Raw genomic sequence first — 21,394 nt, 5'->3', positions numbered from 1 at the left:
CCAGATGTGGAAGCCCGGTAACGGGTGGAGCTGACTGGTACTAATAGGCCGAGGGCTTGTCCTCAGTTGCTCGCGTCCACTGTGTTAGTTCTGAAATAACGAACAGCTGTGTTCATGCCAGCGTTCAAATTTCATAGTGTTTCGGTGGTCATAGCGTTAGGGAAACGCCCGGTTACATTTCGAACCCGGAAGCTAAGCCTTTCAGCGCCGATGGTACTGCAGGGGGGACCCTGTGGGAGAGTAGGACGCCGCCGAACAATCATTGTAGAAAGCCCCGTACCGGGTATCCGGTACGGGGCTTTTCTGCGTTCAGGGGCATTGACCGAAACGGGCCAGGTAATGCCAGACCCGCTTGAGGGCCTGTTCGTCGTACCGGCCGGTGCGGGCCGCCTCGCCGAGGATGCGGGGGGTCAGCCGGCCCGCCACGGCGACGGCCTCGCCGAGGTCGACGTACGCCTGGCCCCGGTAGTCGGGGTGGCGGCGGAGTTCTTCGACGGTGAGGTGGAAGCCGGCGTGCCATTCGATCGCGCAGGGGAGCTTCTCCGCTGCCGCCTCGACCTCCGTGTGCCGGTAGCTGGGGTCCAGTACGAGCGCGGCGACGTCACGGTCGAGCCGGACCGGGGCGTGGATCTGGGCCTCGATGTAGTCATCCAGGGCGTCCTGGCCGTCGGCCTCAGCGAGGGCGATCAGGGACATCCGGTCGGCGACGCCGAAGGACTCGGGCTCGAGGTAGCTGTCCGGGTAGCAGAACGTGGTCCGGGGCAAGGCCTCCGCGGTGAGGCGGAAGTGCGCGGAGCCGAAGCGGGGTGCGGCGCCGGCCGGTCGGCGGCGGAAGTTCAAGGCCCCGTAGACGGGGCGGGCTTCGGCCGGTGCGTCGTCGTAGGCGCCTCCGAAGATCCGGCTCTCCCAGTGCCAACGGGGTCCGCCTGCATGGGCGGTCAGGCCGCCGTTGCCGGTGCCCGTGACGAACTGCGAGCGGTACACGCCGTCCTCGGCCAGCGCGGTGAGGATCGGGCGGTCGCCGAACACGCGGTCCGGGTGGAAGTTGAGCGTCACCGTGAGGGTCGGGTCCAGAGGGGATCCCGACGAGAGATCGGTGACGTGGCGGAGAGCCCGGGCGTGTGGATTCATGGATGCAGTGTGCATGAGTCCTGTGATTGGATCCGCGATTATGGATCAGTATGTGATGCGCGCGGTGCAGGGTGACGAATGGGAGAAGGTCAAGGAGCTGCGGATCGCCGCTTTGCGGGATCCGGCGGCGCCGGTGGCCTTCTTGGAGACTCTGGCCCAGGCGGAGGCCAGGTCCGATGAGTTCTGGCAGGACCGGGCGGAGGGGGCTTCGCACGGGCGGAGCGCGCGGCAGTTCGTGGCCGAGGCGCCGGACGGGCAGTGGGTCGGGTCGGTGACCGTCCTGGTCGAGGAGGGCGGGACCACCGACTTCTTCGAGCGGGCCGTCGAGCAGACCCAGGGGCATGTGGTGGGTGTGTTCGTACGGGCGGAGCAGCGGGGGACCGGGGTGACCGACGCCTTGTTCACGGCTGCGCTGGACTGGGCCTGGTCGCTGGAGGGGCCGGCGCTGGAGCGCGTACGGCTCTTCGTGCACGAGGACAACCCGCGGGCAGGGGCCTTCTATCGGCGGTTCGGGTTCCGGGCGAGCGGGCAGGTCGTGCCCGTGCCTGCGGCGATGCCGGTGGCGGGGGATGCGGGGGCCAAGGAGCTGGAGTACGTCATTTCGCGGCCGTAGTCAGCTGTGGGTGGGTTCGAAGGCTGCCTCGGGCCAGCGGGCGCGGGCCTGTTCGCGGCTGCGGCACAGGGCGAGCAGGGGGAGCGGCGCCTCCTGGAGGAGCTCGGGGAGCTGGGGGATCGGGGCCACGGCCGCGACGTCCTCGAGGACCAGCGTGAGTGGTGGGTCGAGCCGGCCGTGGGATGACCGTGCGGCCATGCGGCGGCCGTGCTCGACCACGCTCGCGGCGAGTGCGGTGAGCAGGGGCATCGCACCCGGGTGGGTGCGGGGGTCTTCCAGCGGTTCGCCCACCATGTAGAGGGTGCCCCCTTCGCTCACGAACGATGCGAGGGTGAGTGCATCTGTTCGGTTCGGGTTGCAGGCCTCGCGGATGTGGATGGACGTGAGGCAGGAGAGGGCACGGGCCGTCAGGTGCTGGGCCTGCTCGCGGCGTTCGGGGTGGGCGGTGAGGGCGCTCTCGAGTTCGCCGGCGGCGCCGGGGGCGGCCTGCGGGTGCGTACGGAGGACGCGGACCGGGTCCTGGGCGCTGTTGCCCTGGGCCCAGCGGTGCAGCTGCTTGAACGGGCGGCCGTCGAGGGCGGCGGCCTGGAGCCAGCTGCGCAGGAGCGTTTCCGCGGTGTCGGCGACGGCTGCGTCCATGCGGGCCTGGGGGCGTACGGGGGCCAGGAGCGCGGTGGCGCGGGCGGCAGCGGTGTCGCGGTCGGCGCAGGCGTCGGCGGGGTTCCAGTGCATGCGGGCCGGGGTGTCGCAGAGGTGCGAGGGGTCGTAGAGGAGGACCGGGCCGAGTTTGGCGCGGGCGTCCTTGGTCTCCGCCCAGAGGGCGGGGGAGGAGGTGAGGACCAGGGCCGAGCCGGGTGCTGCCGCCAGGGCTTCGGCGGCCAGGTGGTGCCGCTCGGGGGGTGCGGCGTAGGTCAGGGTGGCTCGGGCCTGGGCCTGGGCTTGGCCGAAGCCGCCGGGTGCTCTGCCCCCGGGCCCCTGCGCCTCGAACGCCGGCGGGGCCGGATTGGCCAGCCCGGCTGGGTTGGGCAGCGGGGCTGGACTCGGCGGCCCGGCGGGGTTGGCCTGCGGCGTTGGACTCGGCGGTCCGGCGGGGTTGGCCTGCGGGGTTGGATTGGCTCGGCGGGATTTGGTGCGGGCGATGATGCCCATCGTGAAGATCGTCAGGACGAAGAGGACCAGGAGTTGGCTGATGAAGAGGCCCCAGAAGAGGCCCCAGCCCGAGAGGGCCGACGGGTCGGTGGCCGGCCAGGCTCCTGGGACGTCGTGGGGCTGAGTTATCAGGGCCCGGACCGCCCCCGGGGTGCGGGTGAAGGTGACCGTGGCCGGCCAGGAGCCCTTGGAGAAGAGCGCGGCCAGGCCCGTGGACGTCCAGACCAGGGCCGCCAGGCCCAGCAGGAACGCCAGGAGGGTGAGGAGGAGCGCGTCCGGGATGCCGCCCGGTTTCGTCGTGGGTTCCTGCATCGCTACGCCACCGTTGTTGCCGAGCCCGGGCCGCCGTTGCGGTGGCGTTCCATGAGGAGAGCTCTTTCCTCCGCCTCCAGTTCGGCCGCCAGTAGGTCGTCGGGGAGCTGGGGCTGGGCTGAGGATTCCGTCATGGCGCGGTCCGTGTAGACCAGGGGGCGTTCCGCCTCGGTGATCAGGTGTTTGACCACCTGGACGTTGCCGTTGACGTCCCAGACCGCGATGCCCGGGGTGAGGGTCGGGATGATCTCCACCGCCCAGCGGGGCAGGCCCAGGACCCGGCCTGTGGCTCGGGCCTCGTCCGCCTTCTGGGCGTAGATCGTGCGGGTGGACGCCATTTTCAGGATGGCTGCCGCCTCGCGTGCGGCGGCGCCGTCGACCACGTCGGACAGGTGGTGGACGACGGCCACGAAGGACAGGCCCAGGCGGCGGCCGAACTTCAGGAGGCGCTGGAACAGCTGGGCCACGAAGGGGCTGTTGATGATGTGCCAGGCCTCCTCCACCAGGAAGATGCGCTTCTTGCGGTCCGGGCGGATCCAGGTGTGTTCCAGCCAGACGCCGACGATCGCCATCAGGATCGGCATCGCGATCGAGTTGCGGTCGATGTGGGACAGGTCGAAGACGATCAGCGGGGCATCGAGGTCGATGCCGACGGTCGTGGGGCCGTCGAACATGCCGCGGAGGTCGCCGTCGACCAGGCGGTCGAGGACGAGTGCCACGTCGAGGCCCCAGGCGCGGACATCGTCTATGTCGACGTTCATGGCCTCCGCGGACTCGGGCTCCGGGTGGCGGAGTTGTTCCACGATGTCCGTGAGGACCGGCTGGCGGTCGCGGATCATGTCGACGACGTACGCGTGCGCGACCTTCAGGGCGAAGCCGGAGCGCTCGTCGAGGCCGTGGCCCATGGCGACTTCGATGATGGTCCGGAGCAGCGCGAGCTGGCCGGTCGTCGTGATCGCCGGGTCGAGTGGGTTGAGGCGGATCCCGTCGTCGTTGGCGGCGATGGGGTCCAGGCGGATGGGGGTTATCCCCAGCTGCTGGGCGATGAGGTTCCACTCGCCGACGCCGTCCTCGCCCTGGGCGTCGAGGACGACGACCTGGCGGTCCCGGAAGCGGAGCTGGCGCAGCACGTACGTCTTTTCCAGCGCGGACTTGCCGTTGCCGGATTCGCCGAGGACCAGCCAGTGCGGGGCCGGGAGCTGCTGGCCGTACAGCTGGAAGGGGTCGTAGATGTAGCCCTTGCCGCTGTAGACCTCGCGGCCGATGATGACGCCGGAGTCGCCGAGGCCGGGGGCGGCGGTGGGCAGGTAGACGGCCTGCGCCTGCCCGGTGGAGGTGCGTACGGGCAGGCGCGTGGTCTCGACCTTGCCGAACAGGAAGCTGGTGAAGGCGTCCGTCAGAGCGGACATGGGATCTCGCATGGGCGGCACTTCCCTCCAGCTAGTGTCGGATGCCGGTGGCGAACGGCAGGGTGTTGACGAAGGACCGGTGGTGCTCGCGGTCACACCATTCGAGTTTCAGGTACGACTTGCCCGCCGAGGCGCGGATGGTGCGCTTGTCTCTGGCGAGGGCCTCCGGCGATCGCGACGACACCGTGATGTACCCGACCAGGTTGACTCCTGCCGCACCGCTGGCGAGATCTTCACCCCTCTGGTCGAGCCGTCCGTGGGCGGCGATGTCGCGGGGGTCGACGGTGCGGTTCATCTTGGCGGCGCGGCTGGCGTCGGCCTCGTCGTTGGTCTTCTCGGTGAGCATGCGCTCGATGGCCACCTCGGTGGGCTCCAGATCCATGGTGACGGCGACGGTGCGGATCACGTCCGGGGTGTGGACGAGGAGGGGCGCGAGGAAGTTGACGCCGACCGGGGTCATCGGCCACTCCTTCACCCAGGCCGTGGCGTGGCACCAGGGGGCGCGGGTGGAGGACTCGCGGGTCTTGGCCTGGAGGTACGTGGGTTCCACCGCGTCGAGTTCGGCAGGCCAGGCGTTGCGCTTGGTCATGGCCTGGATGTGGTCGATGGGGTGGTCCGGGTCGTACATGGAGTGCACGAGGGAGGCGAGGCGGCCCTGGCCGAGCGGCTGTCGGACGCGGATGTCGGCCTCGGCGAGGCGGGCGCAGATGTCGGTGAGCTCGCGGGCCATGACGATGGCGAGCCCGGCGTCGCGGTCGAGCTTGCGGCCCTTGTGGGGGGTGCCGGCACGGGCGATGGTGTGCGCCTCGGCGGCGAGTTCGCGCGTGTAGTGCATGCAGGCGACGAGGTACGCGCGGTGCTGCTCGGAGGAGGTGGAGACCATCGACTGGAGCTGGTCGTACGAGTCGCGCAGCCAGACGGGGGCGTTGGTGTCGCCGCGCTGGGCGACGTCCTTGGCGTGGGCGTCCGGGTCGGCGGGGAGCGTACGGGCGAGCATCTGGAGGCGGGTGACGAAGCCGTCGCCGTTGGCCACGTGCTTGAGGAGGGTGCCGAAGCGGTCGACGAGGGCTTCCTGGTCCTCGCTGTCGCGCAGGCCGACGCCGGGGCCCTCGATCTCGATGGCGGCGGTGACGGTTCTGCGGTCGGCGTGGAGGAGTACGGCGATCTCGTCGGGGCCGAAGGGGGCGGCGAGCCAGTTGATCCGGCCGATGCCGGGGGGCGGGCCGACCTCGACCTCGCGGCCGTCGGCGGCGCGGACGCCGGCCTCCATGGCGCTGGAGCGGTAGGTCGTACCGCGGCGCAGGGTGCGCTTGTAGCTGCGGTTGATCTCGAACCACTTGTAGAAGGTGCGGCCCTTGTACGGGACGTACACGGCGGCGAGCGCGACCATGGGGAAGCCGGCGAGGCTGACGATGCGCAGGGTGAGCTGGGGGACGAGCAGGCCGCTCATCATGCCGAGGAACGCGCCGGCGATGATCAGGGCGATCTCGCCGCTCTCGCGGTTCTTGCCGACGATCGCGTTCGGCCGGGCCCGGCCGATGAGATACGTGCGGCGGGGCGTGACCGGGTGCAGCTGGTGTGACTGGGTCGTCAACGCCCGTCACCTCCTGTGTTCCTCGTACTCGAGCTCGTGCGGGGCGGGGGTGCGGCGGAGGGGACAGATCCGCCGCCGGCCCCGCCGCCGGAGGTGGGGCGGCTGCTGTGGGCGGCCACGCCTCCGGAGAGGGGGTTGGCGGGGCGGGGGGCGCTGGAGCCGCCGCCGTCACCGCCTCCGCGGTGGGCGCCGCGGCTGCTGTGCGTCTTGATGCCCTGGGAGACGAGGGAGGCCGGGGAGCTGATGACGGCGGCGGCCTGGGCGCCGTCGGTGGCCTTGCTGCGGTTGGAGCGGGCGGAGGCGATCTCGTCGCCGAAGCCGGGGACGAAGCGGTAGATCATCGCGGAGGCGAAGATCGCCAGGAGGATGATGGCGAGGCCGGAGACGACCGCGGAGAAGGCGTTGGGGCCCTTCTCGCCGGCGAGGGCTCCGGCGAGGCCGAGGACGATGACGATGACCGGCTTCACGAGGATGACGGCGATCATGATGCCGGCCCAGCGGCGGACGTGGCCCCAGAGGTTCCGGTCGACGAGCCCGGCGTAGACGACGACGCCGAGGAGGGCGCCGACGTAGAGCAGGGCGGCTCGGATGAAGAGCTCGAGGAAGAGGACGCCGGCGGCGAGGACGGTGACGAGCGAGACGACGATCAGCATGATCGGGCCGCCGCCGATGGAGTCGCCCTTCTTGAGGGCCTCGATGAAGGAGCCGAAGAAGACGTCGGTCTGTCCGCCGCTCGCCGATGCGATGACTTCTGTGACGCCGTCGGTGGCGGAGACGACGGTGTAGAGGATCAGCGGGGTGAAGGCGGAGGCGAGGACGGTGAGCCAGAGGAAGCCGACGGCTTCGGAGATGGCGGTGGTAAGGGGGACGCCGCGGATGGCGCGCTTGGCGACGGCGAAGAGCCACAGCACCAGCGTGAGGATCGTGGAGGCGGCGAAGACTACGGCGTACTGTTTGAGGAAGGCGCCGTTGGTGAAGTCGACGTTGGCCGAGCCGTTGATCGCTTTGCTGAGCTCGGTGACGATCCAGGCGGCGGCGTCGGCGCAGCCCTTGGCCAGGGAGGCGAGGGGGTTGAGGGCATCGGCCGGGTCGCTGGGCGCCAGGCCTGTGCGGGGGGCGCCGGTGGCGCCGCTGCCGCGCTCGCAGTAGTCCTTGGCCGGGCCCACGATCAAGTCGCATCGGTTGTCGTTGGGCTGCGAGGCCGACGGGGACGGCGACGGAGGTGGAGTCGGTGCGGCGAAGGCCCGGGCCGACAAGAGCACGGCTGCCGTCTGTAGCGCGGCCAGGGCGCCGGTGACGCGGAGTGTGCGGCTACCGGGCATAGGTGAACCCTCCGAACTCCGTTGCAGCCTTTGCGATCTCCTCGGCCGTGGAGGCCGTGCGGTCCGTGTGGACCGGGGCGGGCCCGTCCTTCTGGGCGAAGCTCTCGACCTTCCAGTCGTTCTCCGCCCACCGGAGGGTCAGCGTCATGGTGAACCAGTCGTTGCTGACCGGGTTGGTCGAGCCGACACCCGCGGTGCCGAATACGCCTGTGCACCAGACGTCGACGGTCGTGGTGCTCTCGGAGTACTTGGTCGCCTTGGTGCCGACCGGCACGGTCCGCGAGATGTACGTGAGGCCCTGGGCCGCATTGCCGTTTGCGTCCAGGCCGGCCTGATCCAGGAAGGTCTTGCCATACGCCTGGTCGAGTCTGGTCTCCAGCTCGGACACCTTGTCCGCGACGAAGACCTGGCGGACGATCTGGCGCCGCATCTGTGGCTTCAGGATGTCCGCGGAGACAAGCGCGACCGCGTAGTTGGCGGCGGCCGATTGGGCTCCCTGTTCGTCGTGCGCGAAGCCCTTCGGGATGGCGCCGTTCTTGCCGTCCACCGGGCGGGTGCCCGTGGCCTGGGTGGAGGCGGGGGTAGGGGGGGTGTCCGCCGAGGGGGTGGTCGGGGTGTCGCCGGACTGGCTCGCGAACGCGATCGCGGCGATCAGGAGGACCACCACGCCGACCACCGTGACCAGGCCCCGGGAGGGTCGGGGGGTGCGGCGGGGGGTGCCGTACGGGTCCGAGGGGGCGTCGGGGAGGCGGGTGCGGGTCTGGCCCGTGCCGCCGACTTCGCCGTAGCCGCTGCCGACGCCACCGCCGTACTGGTCTTCGTTGCTCATTCCGTGTCCGCCCCCTCTGCGTCGTACGACGGTGGTGTGGTGAGTCCTCATCAGGTCCGGCAGCCGGTGGGCGGCCCGGCTAGACGGCCATTCCGTAGACGATGGTGAAGAGGGTGCCGAGGGAGCCGATGATGAAGACGCCGGTGAGGCCGGCGACGATCAGGCCCTTGCCTTGTTCCGCGCTGAACGTGTCGCGCAGGGCGGTCGCGCCGATGCGCTGCTTGGCCGCGCCCCAGATGGCGATGCCGAGGCAGAGGAGGATCGCAACGGCCATGACCACCTCGATCATGACCTTCGCTTCGTTGCCAAGACTGCCGAACGGCCCCCAGTTCGGGGCGATTCCGCCGATGATGGTGGTGATGTCGCCCTTTTCGGCTGCCAGGATCATGTAACTCACCGCCCCTGTATGGGTAGTTCCGGTAGCCCGTGCCCGACGGCAGGGGTCACGTACTATCTTCGCTGATGAAACCGCGGTCGTACGTCGACTTGGCGGCTCTCTTTACCCGATCTCCCGGCCCTTGGCCCGCTCGCGCGCTCTGACCTGGGCACGGGCGGTGGGTATGCGAAAGAACGTATGGTCACTCTGTGTATCACGAGGGGTGACCCCGGGCCATGATTGCCCTCTCGGCTTGCGGGGGGCCGCTCGGGGGGCCGCCATTCGGCGCAGTGTGTGGGCGTGTCGTTGGGCCGAGCCGCTGACGTTGGTCCGACATTCCGTCAGTCGTTCCATCCTTTCGGCGTGTTGGGGGAGATGCTCCAGGCCGTTCGGTAGGACGACGCGAGGAGCGACGGATGGGTTCCGCAGTGAAGGCGGGTCGGCGGGCGTGGCGGGCCGGCGGGTTCGCAGTTCCGCTGGCGATCGCGCTCATGGGCGCCTCGGTTCCGGCGGCGGCTGCCCCTGAGGGGACGGCTGCGGCGGTGGCGCCCGGCTGGGGCAGCAGCAGGTGTCCGGAGCCGGATGCGAGAACGCTGCCGGCGCCGGCGCCGAAGGCTGCCAAGGCCGCCAAGATGAGGAAGGCCGGCAAGGCGGTGTCGTCCAATCCGTGTGCCGGGCCGAAGGGTGACCGGGGGCCGCAGGGGCCCAAGGGCGACCGGGGGCCCCAGGGGCCGAAGGGCGACCGGGGGCCCCAGGGGCCGAAGGGCGACCACGGGCCGAAGGGCGAGCGCGGCCCGGCGGGGCCGCACGGGCAGCCGGGGCCGTGCCAGGACATCGACACGACCCGGGGGGAGAGCGACCTGGAGTTCAGTGCCGTCCTGCACCGGGGCAGGACGTTCCTGGGCGTGCGCGACACGGCGCCGGTCGGGGCGTACACCTGGCGGGACCTCACCACGCCGCTGAACCCGGGGCATCCGCGGAACGCGTGCGGGGTGTCGGTCAACACCGTGGGCCCCACGGTGTACGTGAAGGTGCTGACGACCCAGGGCGACGTGTTCGAGAACCAGTGCGCGTACACGGGGACCGGCGTGCTCACCTGTCCGTCGGGGTGGACGGCCATCATCAGGCCCCCAGGGGCGTTGTCAGTGCCGCGCGTCAGAGTGGGGGGATGACGACTGGAACTCCCTGGACCCTGACGGACATCGAAGCGGCCATCCGGGCGGGGTGGTCGGCCGAGACCTGCTCACCCGATGACGTCGAGCGGGCGCCGTGGACGGCTGACAACCCTGCCTGGGGGCACTGCGACATCACGTCGCTGGTGGTGCAGGACCTGATGGGCGGCGGGCTGATGGTCGGAGAGGTCTGGCTCGAGGGGGAGCAGCACGGCTTCCACACGTGGAACGTGCTCCCCGGGGGCATACAGGTGGACCTGACGCGGGAGCAGTTCCGCAGGGGCCAGGTGGTGACGGAGGCGCGGCTGATGGGGCCGCGGCCGCAGGGGCGGCTGCCGCGGCGCTGGGAGGAGTACCAGCTGCTGCGCGGACGGGTCGAGGCCAGGCTGGGGGCGATCGGCGGGTGAGCCCCGGGGCGGGTTTTACGCGGACCAGTGCGCGGGGCGGGTCAGCGTTGGGGGGATCTTGGTCCCGGCGTCGCCCCGGGCTGCGTTGAGCTGGGGCTGGGTCAGGAAGAGGGCGTCGCGGAGGTCCGCCCCGCGCAGGTCGGCGTCGCGGAAGTCCGCGCCGATCAGGTCCGCCAGGCGCAGGTCCGCGCCGCTGAGGTTCGCGGCGATGAGGTAGGCGCCGCGGAGGTTGGCGCCGCGGAGGTCCGCGCCTGCGAGGCGGGCGCCCATCAGGTCGGCGCCGCGGTGGTTCTTCTTGCGGGCCGGGGCCTTGGCGCGGGCCAGCTCGCTGGCGCGCAGGAGGAGCGTGTTGATGCGCTGGCGGAGAGCGCCCACGTCCAGGGCGGTGAGGGCGTCCGCGTCGGCGGCGGTCCACTGCGTGGTCTCGGTCAGCGCGCGGCGCAGGTCCGCGTGGACCGGGGCGGCTGCCGGGAGGGCGAGCGCCCCGGTGACGTAGAAGAGCAGCTCGTGCAGCTGCCGCAGTACCGGGAAGACCTCGTACATCCGGGCGGCCGTGCCGGGGTGCGTACGCCAGTCCCGGCCGCCGAAGGTCACCTGGGAGACCTGCTGGCCCGCGCCGAAGCAGTCGAAGACGGTGCAGCCCTGGAAGCCCTTGTCGCGCAGCCGGGTGTGGACGCCGCAGCGGAAGTCCTGCTGGAGGTTCTTGCAGGGCGTTCCGGCGGCCTTGTTCACCGCGAAGTCGTTGGACTTGGCGAAGGGCAGGGCGACGCAGCAGAGCGCGAAGCAGTTCGAGCAGTCTGCTTGCAGGACGGGGAGGACGGGGAGGGCGGGGATACCGGGCGTGGCGGGAGTGGCGGACACCCGTCCATTGTCACCGGTCGGGGGCGGTCAGCCGCATCTGGAGGGCCGACCAGCGGACGCCGTCGACCTCCTCCACGTCCTCCAGTACCTGCTCGGTGCGGAAGCCGAGCTTCTCGTAGAGGCGTACGGCCGCGGTGTTGTGGGTGTAGACGCCGAGGTCGAGCGAGGGCAGGCCGAGCTCGTCGAAGGCGCGGGCGACGGCGAGTGTGAGGAGGGTCTCGCCGAGGCCCCGGCCGCGTGCCTCGGGGGCGATCAGTACGCGGCCCAGGCGGGTTCCGCGTACCGATACGTGGCCGAGGGGGTGTCCGTCGGGGGAGACCGCGGTCCAGGTGTGGCGGTCCGGCTCGGCGGCGTAAGCGTTGAGCTGGGCGTCGTCCAGCGGCCAGGTGAAGGAGGGTCCCGCCCAGGTGACGAGCTCGGCCCGGGTGGTGATCCAGCGGTGCAGGGCCGGGGCGTCGTCCGCGGGGCGGAACGGGCGCAGGGAGAGGGGCGCGGGCGTCGCGGAGGGCGAGGGTGAGGGCGAGGGTGAGGGTGAGGGTGAGGGCGAGGAAGGCGTCGTGTTCATGTCTCAAGTATTCGTGTACGGAACCCGGTTGATCGCGGGGGCCGGTGCGGTGAGCATCCGTACATGACAGAAGTGATCGCAGTTGCCGTCATCACCCTCCTCGCCGTGATCAGCCCCGGCGCCGATTTCGCGATGGTCGTCCGGAACAGCTATCTCTACGGGCGGCCCACCGGGCTGTTCGCGGCGGCCGGTGTCGCGGCCGGCGTGCTGGTGCACGTCTCGTACACGATGCTCGGGGTCGGTCTCCTGATCGCCTCCTCCACGACCCTGTTCACGGCGATCAAGCTGGCGGGCGCCGCGTACCTGGTGTGGATCGGGATCCGGACCTTCCGGGCGCGGGCCGAGCTGAGCGTGGACCTGGAGTCCAAGCCGGAGCTGACCCGGCTGGGCGCGCTGCGGTCCGGGTTCCTGACCAATGTGCTCAATCCGAAGACCGCGCTGTTCGTGGTGTCGACGTTCACGCAGGTCGTCAACCCGGACACCCCCGTGTGGCAGCAGGCCGGGTACGGGCTGTTCATGTCGGCGGCGCACCTGGGCTGGTTCGGTGCGGTCGCGCTGTTCTTCTCGAACTCCCGGCTGCGCGACCGGATGCTGAAGGCGCAGAAGGCGCTGAATCGGGCGATCGGCTCGGTGCTGGTGGGGCTCGGGGTCGGGCTGGGCTTCGCCCGCTGAGGTCCCGTTGCTCCGTTGCTCCGTTGCTCCGTTGCTCCGCGTAGGCCTGGCGGGACGGGTTACCTGTCGGTAGCGTGCCGGGCATGGCGATCTCCGAGGCGTTCTTCGAGCGGGTCGATGCCGGGCGGTTCCTGGCCACCGAGTACACGCGCGGGCCGTGGGACCCCGGCTCGCAGCATGCCGGGCCGCCGGCCGCGCTGCTCGGCCGGGCCGTGGAGGAGCGGGAGGGCGCCCGCGCCGACATGCGGATCGCGAGAATCACGTACGAGATCCTGCGGCCGGTGCCGATCGGCCCGCTGGAGATCACCACGTCCGTGCTCCGGGCCGGCCGCAGCACGGAGGTGGTCGAGGCCGCCCTCGCCCCGGCCGGGGCCGCGCCGGTGATGCTCGCGCGGGCGCTGCGGATCCGGGTGGCCGAGGAGACCGTGCCCGGCGTGGCCCCGGGGCCGCAGCTGCCGCCGCCCGGGGAGGTGGAGGTGACGCCGTTCTTCCCGGTGCCGTGGGAGACCGGCTACCACTCGGCGATGGAGACCCGGTTCACCGAGGGCGCGTTCGTGGAGCTGGGCCCCGGCACCTGCTGGATGCGGATGAAGGTGCCGCTCGTAGCCGGGGAGGAGACCCGGCCGCTGGACCGGGTCCTGATCGCCGCCGACTCGGGCAACGGGATCAGCTCGGTCATGGACTTCGGGCGGTACGTGTTCATCAACGGCGACCTGACCGTGCACCTGCACCGCCACCCGGTGGGCGAGTGGGCCTGCGTGGAGGCCCGTACGAGCGTGGACGCGGGCGGGATCGGGCTCGCGGACGCCCGGCTGCACGACGAGAAGGGGCCGATCGGGCGGAGCGCGCAGAGCCTGTTCGTCGCACCGCGCTCCTAGCGCCGCGTTACCGGCCGCGTTTCCGCCCGCGTCACCGGCCGCGTTCCTGGTCAACCCGGCGCCGTGGCACGACAGTCGGTGTGGCAGGCTCGGTCCAATGGAGTCCCTGAGAGACGTCGACCCCGCCCGGATCGGGGCGCACGCGCTGCTGGCCCGGCTCGGTGCCGGAGGGATGGGGCAGGTGTACCTCGGGCGCTCGCCGGGCGGGCGCCTGGTCGCCGTGAAGGTGATCCGGGACGAGATCACCGGCCACCCCGAGGCCCTGGCCCGGTTCCGGCGTGAGGCCGAGACCGTGCGCGCGGTGCGGTCGGCGTACACGGCGAACCTGATCGACGCCTCGCTGGCGGCGCCGCCGTTCTGGCTGGCCACGGAGTACGTGGCGGGCCCGACGCTCGGTCACGCCGTCGCGGAGCGCGGGGGTTTGCCCGCGGACACCTGCCGCCGGCTGTTCGCGGCGCTGGCGGAGGGGCTGGCGAGCGTCCACGCGTACGGGGTGACGCACCGGGACCTCAAGCCGCACAACGTCATCCTGGGCGGGCAGGGCCCGCAGCTCATCGACTTCGGCATCGCGCGCGGCGTGGGCGAGACGGCCCTCACCCAGGACGGCCAGGCCCCGGGAACCCCGGGGTACACCGCGCCGGAGGTGCTGCTCGGGGCAGAGGCCGGGGCGGCCGCGGACGTCTTCGCGCTGGGCGCGACGCTGGCGTACGCGGCGACCGGGCGGCCGCCGTTCGGTACGGGCGCCCCGACGAGCGTGAGCTACCGGGCGGTGCACGAACCGGTCGACGTGGCCGGGGTGGAGCCGGGGCTCGCGGCCCTGATCGAGGCGTGCGTGGCGAAGGACCCGGCGGCCCGGCCCGCCCTGCCCGAGGTCATCGGCCGGTGTGGCGTACGGGACGCGCTGGTCGACGACCCCGTGTACGTGGGGCTGGGCGCGCTGGGCGAGGCCGTGCCGGTGCACGAGATGCGGACGCAGGGGCCGAGCCTGCCGTACGGCTACACGCCGACGCAGCACGCGGCCGCGACCCCGCCGAGGCGCGGGCGGACGGGCGTGTGGGTGGCGGCCGTGGCGGTGGTCGCGGCCCTGTCGCTGGCCGTCTGGAAGCTGGCTCCGTTCGACGGGGACGGTGACGGGGGCCGGGGCAAGGACGGTGCGGCGGGTGCCACGGGCACGCCCGGACAGACGCCGGGCGCGGGGGGCGCGGGGGGCGCCACGCCCTCGGCGTCCAAGGGCGCCGCCGCCAAGCCGCCCGCCCAGTACATCGAGGGCAACCAGATCTCGCACTACTTCTGGTTGCCTTCCACCGATCCGGAGCGCGCCGCGCACGGGACCGGCGCGTGCAACCTGGGGCCGGAGCAGAAGCCGCCCGGTGCGGACATGCAGGCCGACACCGAGGTCTCGGGGAAGTCCGTGACCATCAGCATGCGCATCAAGTACGCCGAGAACAGCGAGACCAAGCCCGATCCGTACTACGTGTCGGTGGCGATCAGGTCCCCGCACGACCTCGACCCGTCCACCGGACAGCCCTTCCCCATGGACAACCGGGCCGTGGGCTTCACCAGCAAGCCCGTCGACATCTACAGCAAATGGAAGACGGGCGAATTCCTGAAGCTCAAGTACCCGGACGACTTCGCGGAGCACGTGAACGGCAAGACGTACCCCGGCGTGCCCCTGGCCAACGACCCGGGGGACTGGACGGTGGTCTTCTACCACGTCGAGGATGACCCTACGAAGTACTCGAGTATCAACTGCACGGGCTTCCGAGTGGCGTAGTGGACCCGGCGACACGAGCGATTCACACGTTAAAGCGACGGGGATGGGGGAGTGTTGACGGGTGCGCAGATTCTGGATGGCGAGCGGGATCGGGATCGGGCTCTGTCTGAGCTTCCTCGTGCTGATCGTGGTGGGTACGTACTCCGCCGCGGCCGGCCTCGTCGGTGCCGGGGCGGCGGGGGGCCGCCCGCTCGGGCTGGCCAAGGGGGCCGTACCCGCGAAGTACCAGAACCTGGTGCAGAAGTGGGGGACCCTGTGCCCGGCCATGACCCCTGCGTTGCTGGCTGCCCAGCTGTACTCGGAGAGCGGCTGGAACCCGAGCGCCGTCAGCCCGGCCGACGCCCGCGGTATCGCGCAGTTCATCCCGGGCACGTGGGCCGGACACGGCATCGACGGGGACGGTGACGGCGACCGCGACATCTGGGACCCCAATGATGCGATCCCCTCGGCGGCTTCGTACGACTGCGAGCTGGCCAAGGACGTGGCGGGGGTGCCCGGGGACGCGACGGGCAACATGCTCGCGGCCTACAACGCGGGGGCGTACGCGGTCATCAAGTACGGCGGCGTGCCCCCGTACAAGGAGACCCAGGGGTACGTGAAGACCATCACGACCCTCGCGAAGAGCTTCGAGCGGCCGGTCGGGCGGGTCGCGCCCTCGCAGCAGGCCGCCGGGGCCATCTACTTCGCGCAGAAGCAGTTGGGGACCCCGTACCTGTGGGGCGGCAACGGTACGCCGGACCAGGACGGGCGGTTCGACTGCTCGGGGCTGACCAAGGCCGCGTACGAGTCGGTGGGGATCGAGCTGCCGCGCGTCGCCAACGACCAGTACAACGCAGGGCCGCATCCCTCGCGCGGCGAACTGCTCCCCGGTGACCTGGTGTTCTTCTCCGATGATCTGACGAACTCTCGGGAGATCCGGCACGTGGGCCTCTACGTGGGCGGCGGATACATGATCAACGCCCCGTACACCGGCGCCGTGATCCGCTTCGACAAGATCGACACCCCGGACTACTTCGGCGCGACGCGTGTCACCAAGGACGGGGCCGAGGCCCTTCCCGACCGCACCGCCGACGCCAAGTCCCCCTAGGGGGCGCCTTGCGGATCAGGCCGGGCTCGCGGCCTGATCCGCAAGGCACCCCCCTCGCCGCGCCGTTCGCCACGCTGCGTCAACCCAAGGCCCTGAGCTGCGACGATGAGTCACTCTTCGATAACGTTGCCGTGATCATTCGGTGGAGAGTGGAACGCGGCGTTCAGAACGGGCGTTCCATGGACGCAGGCTTGATCAACGGGGGGGTTCAGGGGCGCACGCAAGCGTGCGCCCGAGGGGAACCGAGCAAGGGCAAGGGGCCGCATCGCCATGGCTGGACTCACAAGTAGTGGGCCGAACGTGGACGTCAGCCTGCTGTACGACATCAACGGACTGGCCCGGCACGCCCCGGCCGGAGTCGACCGGGCCGTCGGCCTCGTCAGCGCGTACGGGATCCCGCTGGCCCTGGTGCTCCTCGTCCTGTGGTGCTGGCACGGTGCGCGCCGGCAGGACGAGTCCACGTCCGTCGAGTCGTTCGCCGCGCTGGTGTGGGCCCCGTTCGCCGCCGCGCTCGCCCTCCTCGTGAACGTCCCGCTGCGCGCCTTCGTCGGGCGGCCGCGGCCGTTCGTCGAGCACAGCGGCCTGGACGTGCTGGCACCGGACGCCGGCCCCGGCGACTTCTCCTTCGTCAGTGACCACGCCACGCTCGCCATGGCCTTGGGCGTCGGCCTGTTCATCGCGAACCGGAAGCTCGGGCTCATCGGGATCGGCCTGGCCCTCGCCGAGGGCGTCTGCCGCGTGTACCTCGGGGTCCACTACCCGACCGATGTCATCGGCGGCTTCGCGCTCGGCACCGCCGTCGTACTGGTGCTCGCCCCGCTCGCGATGGCGCTGCTGAACCCGCTCGTGCGGGCGGTGGCCCGCGCCCCGCGTGCGGGGCGGCTGGTCCGCGCCAAGCGCCGCGGGCTGCCGCACCCGGTGGACCTCGCCCAGCCTCAGACCCCGCCCCCGGCCTGCCTCACGCACGAGAGCGACCTGGCCGCCTAGCTTTTCAAGGCCGGGCGTAGGCGTCCCATACGAAGATCAGGACGGCCGCCAGCAGGCACAGGGCCGCTCCGCCGAAGCACAGGCTGACCGCCCTCGGGCGGGGGCGGGGGCGAAGGGTCACGGGTCGCCGCTCTCCGAGCCGTGGCGCTCCGAGTCGTCCTTGCGGCGGTAACGGGAGCGCAGCCACAGACCGGTGGCCACGGCCGCGGTGGTGGTCGCCCCGATGGCCAGGGTCACATCGGCCGGGCCGTCCGCCGAGCCCGTCGGGCGCGCCGAGGCCGCGGCGGCGGGCGTGAGCGCGATGAACAGGGCCCAGAGGAGGGCGGCGACGCGGGGTGCGGGTCCTGGCATGCATCCAGGGCATCCGCTCCCGGGGGCGTCGGCCAGCCGGGCCGTCCGAACGGGCGATCAAGAAGACCCCCTGCCCCCGGACCCTGCTCCCGCAGCGACGGCCTAGCCCGAGTTGTGCCGTTCCGCGTCCTTGCGGGCCAGGTCACGGGATCGGCGGGCCGGACCTCTCCAGCCGCAGGTGCAGAGGGCCAGGCAGAACGAGCCGCGCTCGGCGGTGCTCGTGGTGTGCCCGGCGGGTGGCCGCTCGGTGGGGCAGGGGAGCGGCACGACTTCAAGCGGAGGGGCGAGCGACTCCTTGGTGTGCGGATCCACACCACCACGGTACCTGGGTCCGGCACGGGCCCGGGACCGCGACGGCCCGTGACGGGAAACCCCGGACCTCGTTAACCGGAGCGGGTGGGGCCTCGGGCAAACAGCGGTCACGCGTTGGGGGTTGGCAGGCGATGGTGGTGCACCAGCACAGGCGACGGCGCGGGCGTGCGGGTGAGGCGGTGCTCGCCTTCGGCATGGTCGTGACCGTGGCCGCGATGAGCGGGTGCGGAGGCGCGGACAAGGACGACGACCGGCCCGCCGCCGACCCGGCCGCGACCGTCCGGGGGGTCGCCGACCTACTGGCGAAGACCGGTAGCGCGCAGGCCCGTACGGCGATGGAGATGGCCACCGGCGGGACCCGGGTCACGATCCGCGGCGAGGGCGGGGTCGACTTCAAGAACGGGATGGGCCAGCTCCTGGTGATGCTCCCGGCCGACGCGGCCGGCAAGGACGAGCACCGGCCGATCACCGAGCTGCTCGTACCCGGCGCCCTCTACATGAAGAACCGGGGCGCGGGCGTGCCCGCCGACAAGTGGGTCCGGATCGACACGACGACCCTCGCGGACGGGAACCTCGTCACGGGCGGGGCCACCGACCCGCTGGCCGCCGCCGAGCTGCTGCGCGGCGTACAGGAGGCGACGTACGTGGGCGAGACCGAGGTGGCGGGCACGAAGGTGCGGCACTACCGCGGGACCACCGACATCGGGCAGGCCGCGAAGAGCGCCTCACCGGCGGTCCGCGGAGCACTGGAGGCGGCGGCGAAAGGGTTCAGCAAGAGCGCGGTCCCCTTCGACGTCTATCTCGACGAGGAGGGCCGGCTGCGGAAGGTCCGGCACCGTTTCACCTATGTCAACAATGGCGTGATCGATGTCTCCTCCACCACGCTGCTCTACGGGTTCGGGACGCCGGTGACCGTCGTATTGCCCGCAAGCGGGGACATTTACGCCGGGAAGATCGCCGAATAGCCGGCCGGACGGTCCCGGGGCGGCGCGATCGGGCCATGGCCCGGTATCCGGAAATGGTCCATCCGTGTCATGCGCACAGCGCCCCGTCCTCCCTACGCTGAGAAATCGAGCGCCGACGACCGATGACCCGATGACCGATGACGGCTGATTGAGGTGACACGCGTGACTCCCGCTGGCGGTACGACGGTGCAGGACCACGTGGCGCTCGCCGAGATCGAACTGTGCGGCGAGCTGATCATCGCGGCGTCCGCGGCGGTCGAGGAGCGGCTCAGCCAGGACCGGATCGACGAAGTACTGATGGGTCTCGGGCTGTAGCCGCATCCGCAGCACCGGCCGAAGGGCTCAGGTGCGCAGCAGGCGCGCGATGGCCTTCGTCGCTTCCTCGACCTTGGCGTCGATCTCGTCCCCGCCCCTGACGGCCGCGTCGGCGACGCAGTGCCGCAGGTGCTCCTCGAGCAGCTGGAGCGCGAAGGACTGGAGGGCCTTCGTGCTCGCCGAGACCTGGGTGAGTATGTCGATGCAGTAGACGTCCTCGTCGACGAGCCGCTGCAGACCCCGGATCTGACCCTCGATCCGGCGCAGCCGCTTGAGGTGCTCGTCCTTCTGGTGGTGGTAGCCGTGCACCGCGCCGGCAGCGGTGGCGACGTCGGCTCCGGAGCCTTCCGCCTCGATGGCAGTCATGCGTCCTCCCGTGGTCCGGACATGAGGGGTGTGCATACCCCTCATGGGTATAGGGTACTGGGCCCTGGCCGAAGGGACAGGGGCCCGTGGTCCTCACTCTGCCTGATGGAGGACACTGGGGAACCGCCCGGAACCGCCGGTTAGCCGTGGCCGGGGGATGCGCCTAGCATCAGCCTGACCGAATCCAATGCACCCCGAGGACCTCACGTGCGATTTCGTCTGACCCCCAGGGAGACGAGCTTCTACGACATGTTCGCCGCATCCGCGGACAACATCGTCACGGGCTCCAAGCTCCTTATGGAACTGCTCGGAGCGGACTCCTCCGCCCGGGCCGAGATCGCGGAGCGGATGCGGGCAGCCGAGCACGCGGGGGACGACGCCACTCACGCGATCTTCCACCAGCTGAACTCCTCCTTCATCACGCCGTTCGACCGCGAGGACATCTACAACCTGGCCTCGTCGCTCGACGACATCATGGACTTCATGGAGGAGGCCGTCGACCTGGTCGTCCTGTACCAGGTGGAAGAGCTCCCCAAGGGTGTCGAGCAGCAGATCGAGGTGCTGGCGCGGGCGGCCGAGCTGACCGCCGAGGCCATGCCGCACCTGCGGACGATGGACAACCTGACCGAGTACTGGATCGAGGTCAACCGCCTCGAGAACCAGGCCGACCAGATCCACCGCAAGCTGCTCGCACAGCTCTTCAACGGCAAGTACGACGCCATCGAGGTGCTGAAGCTCAAGCAGATCGTCGACGTGCTCGAAGAGGCGGCCGACGCGTTCGAGCACGTTGCGAACACGGTGGAGACCATCGCGGTCAAGGAGTCCTGAACCTCGTGGACACCTTCGCTCTGATCGTGACCATCGGTGTCGCGCTCGGTTTCACGTACACCAACGGTTTCCACGACTCGGCGAACGCGATCGCGACGTCCGTCTCCACGCGGGCGCTGACCCCGCGGGCGGCTCTCGCGATGGCCGCCGTGATGAACCTCGCCGGCGCCTTCCTGGGCAGCGGGGTAGCCAAGACGGTCAGCGAGGGCCTGATCGAGACGCCCCAGGGCACCCGGGGCATGTGGATCCTCTTCTCGGCTCTGGTCGGTGCGATCGTCTGGAACCTGATCACCTGGTACTTCGGCCTGCCGTCGTCCTCCTCGCACGCGCTGTTCGGCGGCATGGTGGGTGCGGCGCTGGCCGGTGGCACCGGTGTCATCTGGAGCGGTGTGATCGACAAGGTCGTCATCCCGATGTTCGTCTCGCCGGTCGTCGGTCTGATAATCGGTTACCTGGTGATGGTGGTCATCCTGTGGATGTTCCGCCGGTCCAACCCGCACAAGGCCAAGCACGGCTTCCGTATCGCGCAGACCGTGTCCGCGGCGGGCATGGCCCTCGGCCACGGTCTCCAGGACGCGCAGAAGACGATGGGCATCGTCGTGATGGCGCTGGTCATCGCCGATGTGCAGAGCGCCGACGCGGCGATCCCGGTCTGGGTCAAGATCGTGTGCGCCGTGATGCTGTCGCTGGGTACGTACGCGGGCGGCTGGCGCATCATGCGCACGCTCGGCCGCAAGATCATCGAGCTGGACCCGCCGCAGGGCTTCGCCGCCGAGACCACCGGTGCCTCGATCATGTTCGGCTCGGCGTACCTCTTCCACGCGCCGATCTCCACCACCCACGTGATCACCTCGGCGATCATGGGTGTGGGCGCGACCAAGCGGGTCAACGCGGTCCGCTGGGGCGTCGCCAAGAACATCGTCCTGGGCTGGTTCATCACCATGCCGGCCGCGGCCCTGGTCGCCGCGCTCAGCTTCTGGATCGTCGACCTGGCCTTCGTCGGCTAGTCGTACGACGGCCAGTCCGGCCGGAGAACGAAAGCGGGCCGGCTCCCCCCACCCAGGGGGAGCCGGCCCTTTTCTTTCGCCTTGCGGTGGCACCGCCATGCAGCACCGCAGG

At 70.8% G+C, this 21,394-nt stretch carries 24 protein-coding genes and 1 rRNA gene; 13 read left to right on the top strand and 12 right to left on the bottom strand.

Annotated elements, in window-relative coordinates; genetic code table 11:
• Positions 1 to 140: 140 nt before the first annotated feature.
• A 5S ribosomal RNA gene (gene rrf, locus AB0M76_RS14545) occupies positions 141 to 257 on the top strand.
• A gap of 52 nt (positions 258 to 309) precedes the next feature.
• Here the strand turns inward: rrf and AB0M76_RS14540 are convergent.
• Positions 310 to 1,131 (bottom strand): DUF3626 domain-containing protein, encoded by an 822-nt coding sequence (locus AB0M76_RS14540; protein WP_365953174.1) that lies wholly within the window; start codon positions 1,129 to 1,131, stop codon positions 310 to 312.
• Positions 1,132 to 1,171: 40 nt separating this feature from the next.
• Here AB0M76_RS14540 and AB0M76_RS14535 point away from each other — a divergent pair, with 40 nt between their 5' ends.
• Positions 1,172 to 1,744 carry a GNAT family N-acetyltransferase gene (locus tag AB0M76_RS14535; protein WP_365953173.1) on the top strand — a complete coding sequence of 191 codons (573 nt, stop codon included), beginning with the start codon at positions 1,172 to 1,174 and terminating at the stop codon, positions 1,742 to 1,744.
• Here AB0M76_RS14535 and AB0M76_RS14530 read toward each other — a convergent pair whose 3' ends face one another.
• From AB0M76_RS14530 to AB0M76_RS14505, 6 genes are all read right to left on the bottom strand, one after another.
• Entirely contained in the window at positions 1,745 to 3,205 is a 1,461-nt protein-coding gene (locus AB0M76_RS14530) for a type VI secretion protein (RefSeq protein ID WP_365953172.1), read from the bottom strand. It abuts the gene before it with no gap.
• Between the two features lie 2 nt (positions 3,206 to 3,207).
• A complete protein-coding gene (locus AB0M76_RS14525) occupies positions 3,208 to 4,626 on the bottom strand; it encodes an ATP-binding protein (RefSeq protein WP_266665942.1) in 1,419 nt (472 codons plus the stop codon).
• 19 nt (positions 4,627 to 4,645) lie between these two features.
• Positions 4,646 to 6,208 carry an SCO6880 family protein gene (locus tag AB0M76_RS14520; RefSeq protein WP_365953171.1) on the bottom strand — a complete coding sequence of 521 codons (1,563 nt, stop codon included), beginning with the start codon at positions 6,206 to 6,208 and terminating at the stop codon, positions 4,646 to 4,648.
• On the bottom strand, positions 6,205 to 7,530 hold the full coding sequence (locus AB0M76_RS14515; protein ID WP_365953170.1) for a hypothetical protein: 1,326 nt from the start codon (positions 7,528 to 7,530) through the stop codon (positions 6,205 to 6,207). Before AB0M76_RS14515 ends, AB0M76_RS14520 begins: the two co-directional genes overlap by 4 nt.
• Positions 7,520 to 8,359, bottom strand: coding sequence for a hypothetical protein (locus AB0M76_RS14510; protein ID WP_365953169.1), 840 nt, complete (start codon positions 8,357 to 8,359; stop codon positions 7,520 to 7,522). The genes AB0M76_RS14515 and AB0M76_RS14510 overlap by 11 nt, the downstream gene beginning before the upstream one ends.
• A gap of 79 nt (positions 8,360 to 8,438) precedes the next feature.
• Positions 8,439 to 8,747 (bottom strand): hypothetical protein, encoded by a 309-nt coding sequence (locus AB0M76_RS14505; RefSeq protein ID WP_008742356.1) that lies wholly within the window; start codon positions 8,745 to 8,747, stop codon positions 8,439 to 8,441.
• A gap of 404 nt (positions 8,748 to 9,151) precedes the next feature.
• Between AB0M76_RS14505 and AB0M76_RS14500 the strand changes: the two genes are divergently transcribed.
• Positions 9,152 to 9,907 (top strand): hypothetical protein, encoded by a 756-nt coding sequence (locus AB0M76_RS14500; protein WP_365953168.1) that lies wholly within the window; start codon positions 9,152 to 9,154, stop codon positions 9,905 to 9,907.
• A complete protein-coding gene (locus tag AB0M76_RS14495; RefSeq protein ID WP_365953167.1) occupies positions 9,904 to 10,314 on the top strand; it encodes a hypothetical protein in 411 nt (136 codons plus the stop codon). The genes AB0M76_RS14500 and AB0M76_RS14495 overlap by 4 nt, the downstream gene beginning before the upstream one ends.
• A 15-nt stretch (positions 10,315 to 10,329) precedes the next feature.
• Here the strand turns inward: AB0M76_RS14495 and AB0M76_RS14490 are convergent, their stop codons facing one another.
• The gene (locus AB0M76_RS14490; protein ID WP_365953166.1) at positions 10,330 to 11,175 is read right to left on the bottom strand and encodes a pentapeptide repeat-containing protein; all 846 of its coding nucleotides are present in this window, start codon (positions 11,173 to 11,175) and stop codon (positions 10,330 to 10,332) included.
• 10 nt (positions 11,176 to 11,185) lie between these two features.
• Positions 11,186 to 11,740 carry a GNAT family protein gene (locus AB0M76_RS14485; RefSeq protein ID WP_365953165.1) on the bottom strand — a complete coding sequence of 185 codons (555 nt, stop codon included), beginning with the start codon at positions 11,738 to 11,740 and terminating at the stop codon, positions 11,186 to 11,188.
• A gap of 63 nt (positions 11,741 to 11,803) precedes the next feature.
• Between AB0M76_RS14485 and AB0M76_RS14480 the strand changes: the two genes are divergently transcribed.
• From AB0M76_RS14480 to AB0M76_RS14460, 5 genes are all read left to right on the top strand, one after another.
• The gene (locus AB0M76_RS14480; RefSeq protein ID WP_365953164.1) at positions 11,804 to 12,412 is read left to right on the top strand and encodes a LysE family transporter; all 609 of its coding nucleotides are present in this window, start codon (positions 11,804 to 11,806) and stop codon (positions 12,410 to 12,412) included.
• An 83-nt stretch (positions 12,413 to 12,495) separates the two neighbouring features.
• Entirely contained in the window at positions 12,496 to 13,290 is a 795-nt protein-coding gene (locus tag AB0M76_RS14475; protein WP_365953163.1) for a thioesterase family protein, read from the top strand.
• Positions 13,291 to 13,387: 97 nt separating this feature from the next.
• Positions 13,388 to 15,064 (top strand): serine/threonine-protein kinase, encoded by a 1,677-nt coding sequence (locus AB0M76_RS14470; protein WP_365953162.1) that lies wholly within the window; start codon positions 13,388 to 13,390, stop codon positions 15,062 to 15,064.
• A 76-nt stretch (positions 15,065 to 15,140) separates the two neighbouring features.
• Positions 15,141 to 16,151: a bifunctional lytic transglycosylase/C40 family peptidase gene (locus tag AB0M76_RS14465; RefSeq protein ID WP_365953207.1), complete on the top strand. Its 1,011-nt coding sequence runs from the start codon at positions 15,141 to 15,143 to the stop codon at positions 16,149 to 16,151.
• 270 nt (positions 16,152 to 16,421) lie between these two features.
• Positions 16,422 to 17,138 (top strand): phosphatase PAP2 family protein, encoded by a 717-nt coding sequence (locus AB0M76_RS14460; protein ID WP_365953161.1) that lies wholly within the window; start codon positions 16,422 to 16,424, stop codon positions 17,136 to 17,138.
• 117 nt (positions 17,139 to 17,255) lie between these two features.
• On the opposite strand, the gene AB0M76_RS14455 is transcribed toward AB0M76_RS14460, so the two are convergent.
• Together AB0M76_RS14455 and AB0M76_RS14450 are read right to left on the bottom strand one after the other, a co-directional pair.
• Positions 17,256 to 17,489, bottom strand: coding sequence for a hypothetical protein (locus AB0M76_RS14455; protein ID WP_365953160.1), 234 nt, complete (start codon positions 17,487 to 17,489; stop codon positions 17,256 to 17,258).
• Between the two features lie 102 nt (positions 17,490 to 17,591).
• The gene (locus AB0M76_RS14450) at positions 17,592 to 17,801 is read right to left on the bottom strand and encodes a hypothetical protein (RefSeq protein ID WP_365953208.1); all 210 of its coding nucleotides are present in this window, start codon (positions 17,799 to 17,801) and stop codon (positions 17,592 to 17,594) included.
• A 131-nt stretch (positions 17,802 to 17,932) separates the two neighbouring features.
• On the opposite strand from AB0M76_RS14450, the gene AB0M76_RS14445 reads away from it, so the two are divergent.
• Together AB0M76_RS14445 and AB0M76_RS14440 are read left to right on the top strand one after the other, a co-directional pair.
• Positions 17,933 to 18,766, top strand: coding sequence for a hypothetical protein (locus AB0M76_RS14445; protein ID WP_365953159.1), 834 nt, complete (start codon positions 17,933 to 17,935; stop codon positions 18,764 to 18,766).
• 162 nt (positions 18,767 to 18,928) lie between these two features.
• Positions 18,929 to 19,081, top strand: a complete 153-nt coding sequence (locus tag AB0M76_RS14440; RefSeq protein WP_266673446.1) for a hypothetical protein — start codon at positions 18,929 to 18,931, stop codon at positions 19,079 to 19,081.
• 27 nt (positions 19,082 to 19,108) lie between these two features.
• Here AB0M76_RS14440 and AB0M76_RS14435 read toward each other — a convergent pair whose 3' ends face one another.
• Positions 19,109 to 19,447 carry a metal-sensitive transcriptional regulator gene (locus AB0M76_RS14435; protein ID WP_365953158.1) on the bottom strand — a complete coding sequence of 113 codons (339 nt, stop codon included), beginning with the start codon at positions 19,445 to 19,447 and terminating at the stop codon, positions 19,109 to 19,111.
• Positions 19,448 to 19,654: 207 nt separating this feature from the next.
• Here AB0M76_RS14435 and AB0M76_RS14430 point away from each other — a divergent pair, with 207 nt between their 5' ends.
• Both AB0M76_RS14430 and AB0M76_RS14425 read left to right on the top strand, forming a co-directional pair.
• Positions 19,655 to 20,275 (top strand): DUF47 family protein, encoded by a 621-nt coding sequence (locus AB0M76_RS14430; protein WP_030157116.1) that lies wholly within the window; start codon positions 19,655 to 19,657, stop codon positions 20,273 to 20,275.
• A 5-nt stretch (positions 20,276 to 20,280) separates the two neighbouring features.
• Positions 20,281 to 21,282 carry an inorganic phosphate transporter gene (locus AB0M76_RS14425; protein WP_365953157.1) on the top strand — a complete coding sequence of 334 codons (1,002 nt, stop codon included), beginning with the start codon at positions 20,281 to 20,283 and terminating at the stop codon, positions 21,280 to 21,282.
• Positions 21,283 to 21,394 lie beyond the last annotated feature (112 nt).

The organism is Streptomyces sp. NPDC051364 (genome assembly GCF_040682115.1).
In the GTDB taxonomy this organism is placed as follows: Bacteria; Actinomycetota; Actinomycetes; order Streptomycetales; family Streptomycetaceae; genus Streptomyces.
The sequence above is the reverse complement of the archived record's forward strand: the minus strand, read 5'-3'. Positions and strand labels throughout refer to the sequence as shown.

Bases quoted from the DNA above. Each gene is read 5' to 3' on its own strand.
- AB0M76_RS14540 (WP_365953174.1), bottom strand. From the start codon at position 1,131: ATGAATCCACACGCCCGGGCTCTCCGCCACGTCACCGATCTCTCGTCG.
- AB0M76_RS14535 (WP_365953173.1), top strand. From the start codon at position 1,172: ATGGATCAGTATGTGATGCGCGCGGTGCAGGGTGACGAATGGGAGAAG.
- AB0M76_RS14530 (WP_365953172.1), bottom strand. From the start codon at position 3,205: ATGCAGGAACCCACGACGAAACCGGGCGGCATCCCGGACGCGCTCCTC.
- AB0M76_RS14525 (WP_266665942.1), bottom strand. From the start codon at position 4,626: ATGCGAGATCCCATGTCCGCTCTGACGGACGCCTTCACCAGCTTCCTG.
- AB0M76_RS14515 (WP_365953170.1), bottom strand. From the start codon at position 7,530: ATGCCCGGTAGCCGCACACTCCGCGTCACCGGCGCCCTGGCCGCGCTA.
- AB0M76_RS14510 (WP_365953169.1), bottom strand. From the start codon at position 8,359: ATGAGCAACGAAGACCAGTACGGCGGTGGCGTCGGCAGCGGCTACGGC.
- AB0M76_RS14505 (WP_008742356.1), bottom strand. From the start codon at position 8,747: ATGATCCTGGCAGCCGAAAAGGGCGACATCACCACCATCATCGGCGGA.
- AB0M76_RS14500 (WP_365953168.1), top strand. From the start codon at position 9,152: ATGGGTTCCGCAGTGAAGGCGGGTCGGCGGGCGTGGCGGGCCGGCGGG.
- AB0M76_RS14495 (WP_365953167.1), top strand. From the start codon at position 9,904: ATGACGACTGGAACTCCCTGGACCCTGACGGACATCGAAGCGGCCATC.
- AB0M76_RS14485 (WP_365953165.1), bottom strand. From the start codon at position 11,740: ATGAACACGACGCCTTCCTCGCCCTCACCCTCACCCTCACCCTCGCCC.
- AB0M76_RS14480 (WP_365953164.1), top strand. From the start codon at position 11,804: ATGACAGAAGTGATCGCAGTTGCCGTCATCACCCTCCTCGCCGTGATC.
- AB0M76_RS14475 (WP_365953163.1), top strand. From the start codon at position 12,496: ATGGCGATCTCCGAGGCGTTCTTCGAGCGGGTCGATGCCGGGCGGTTC.
- AB0M76_RS14470 (WP_365953162.1), top strand. From the start codon at position 13,388: ATGGAGTCCCTGAGAGACGTCGACCCCGCCCGGATCGGGGCGCACGCG.
- AB0M76_RS14465 (WP_365953207.1), top strand. From the start codon at position 15,141: ATGGCGAGCGGGATCGGGATCGGGCTCTGTCTGAGCTTCCTCGTGCTG.
- AB0M76_RS14460 (WP_365953161.1), top strand. From the start codon at position 16,422: ATGGCTGGACTCACAAGTAGTGGGCCGAACGTGGACGTCAGCCTGCTG.
- AB0M76_RS14455 (WP_365953160.1), bottom strand. From the start codon at position 17,489: ATGCCAGGACCCGCACCCCGCGTCGCCGCCCTCCTCTGGGCCCTGTTC.
- AB0M76_RS14445 (WP_365953159.1), top strand. From the start codon at position 17,933: ATGGTGGTGCACCAGCACAGGCGACGGCGCGGGCGTGCGGGTGAGGCG.
- AB0M76_RS14435 (WP_365953158.1), bottom strand. From the start codon at position 19,447: ATGACTGCCATCGAGGCGGAAGGCTCCGGAGCCGACGTCGCCACCGCT.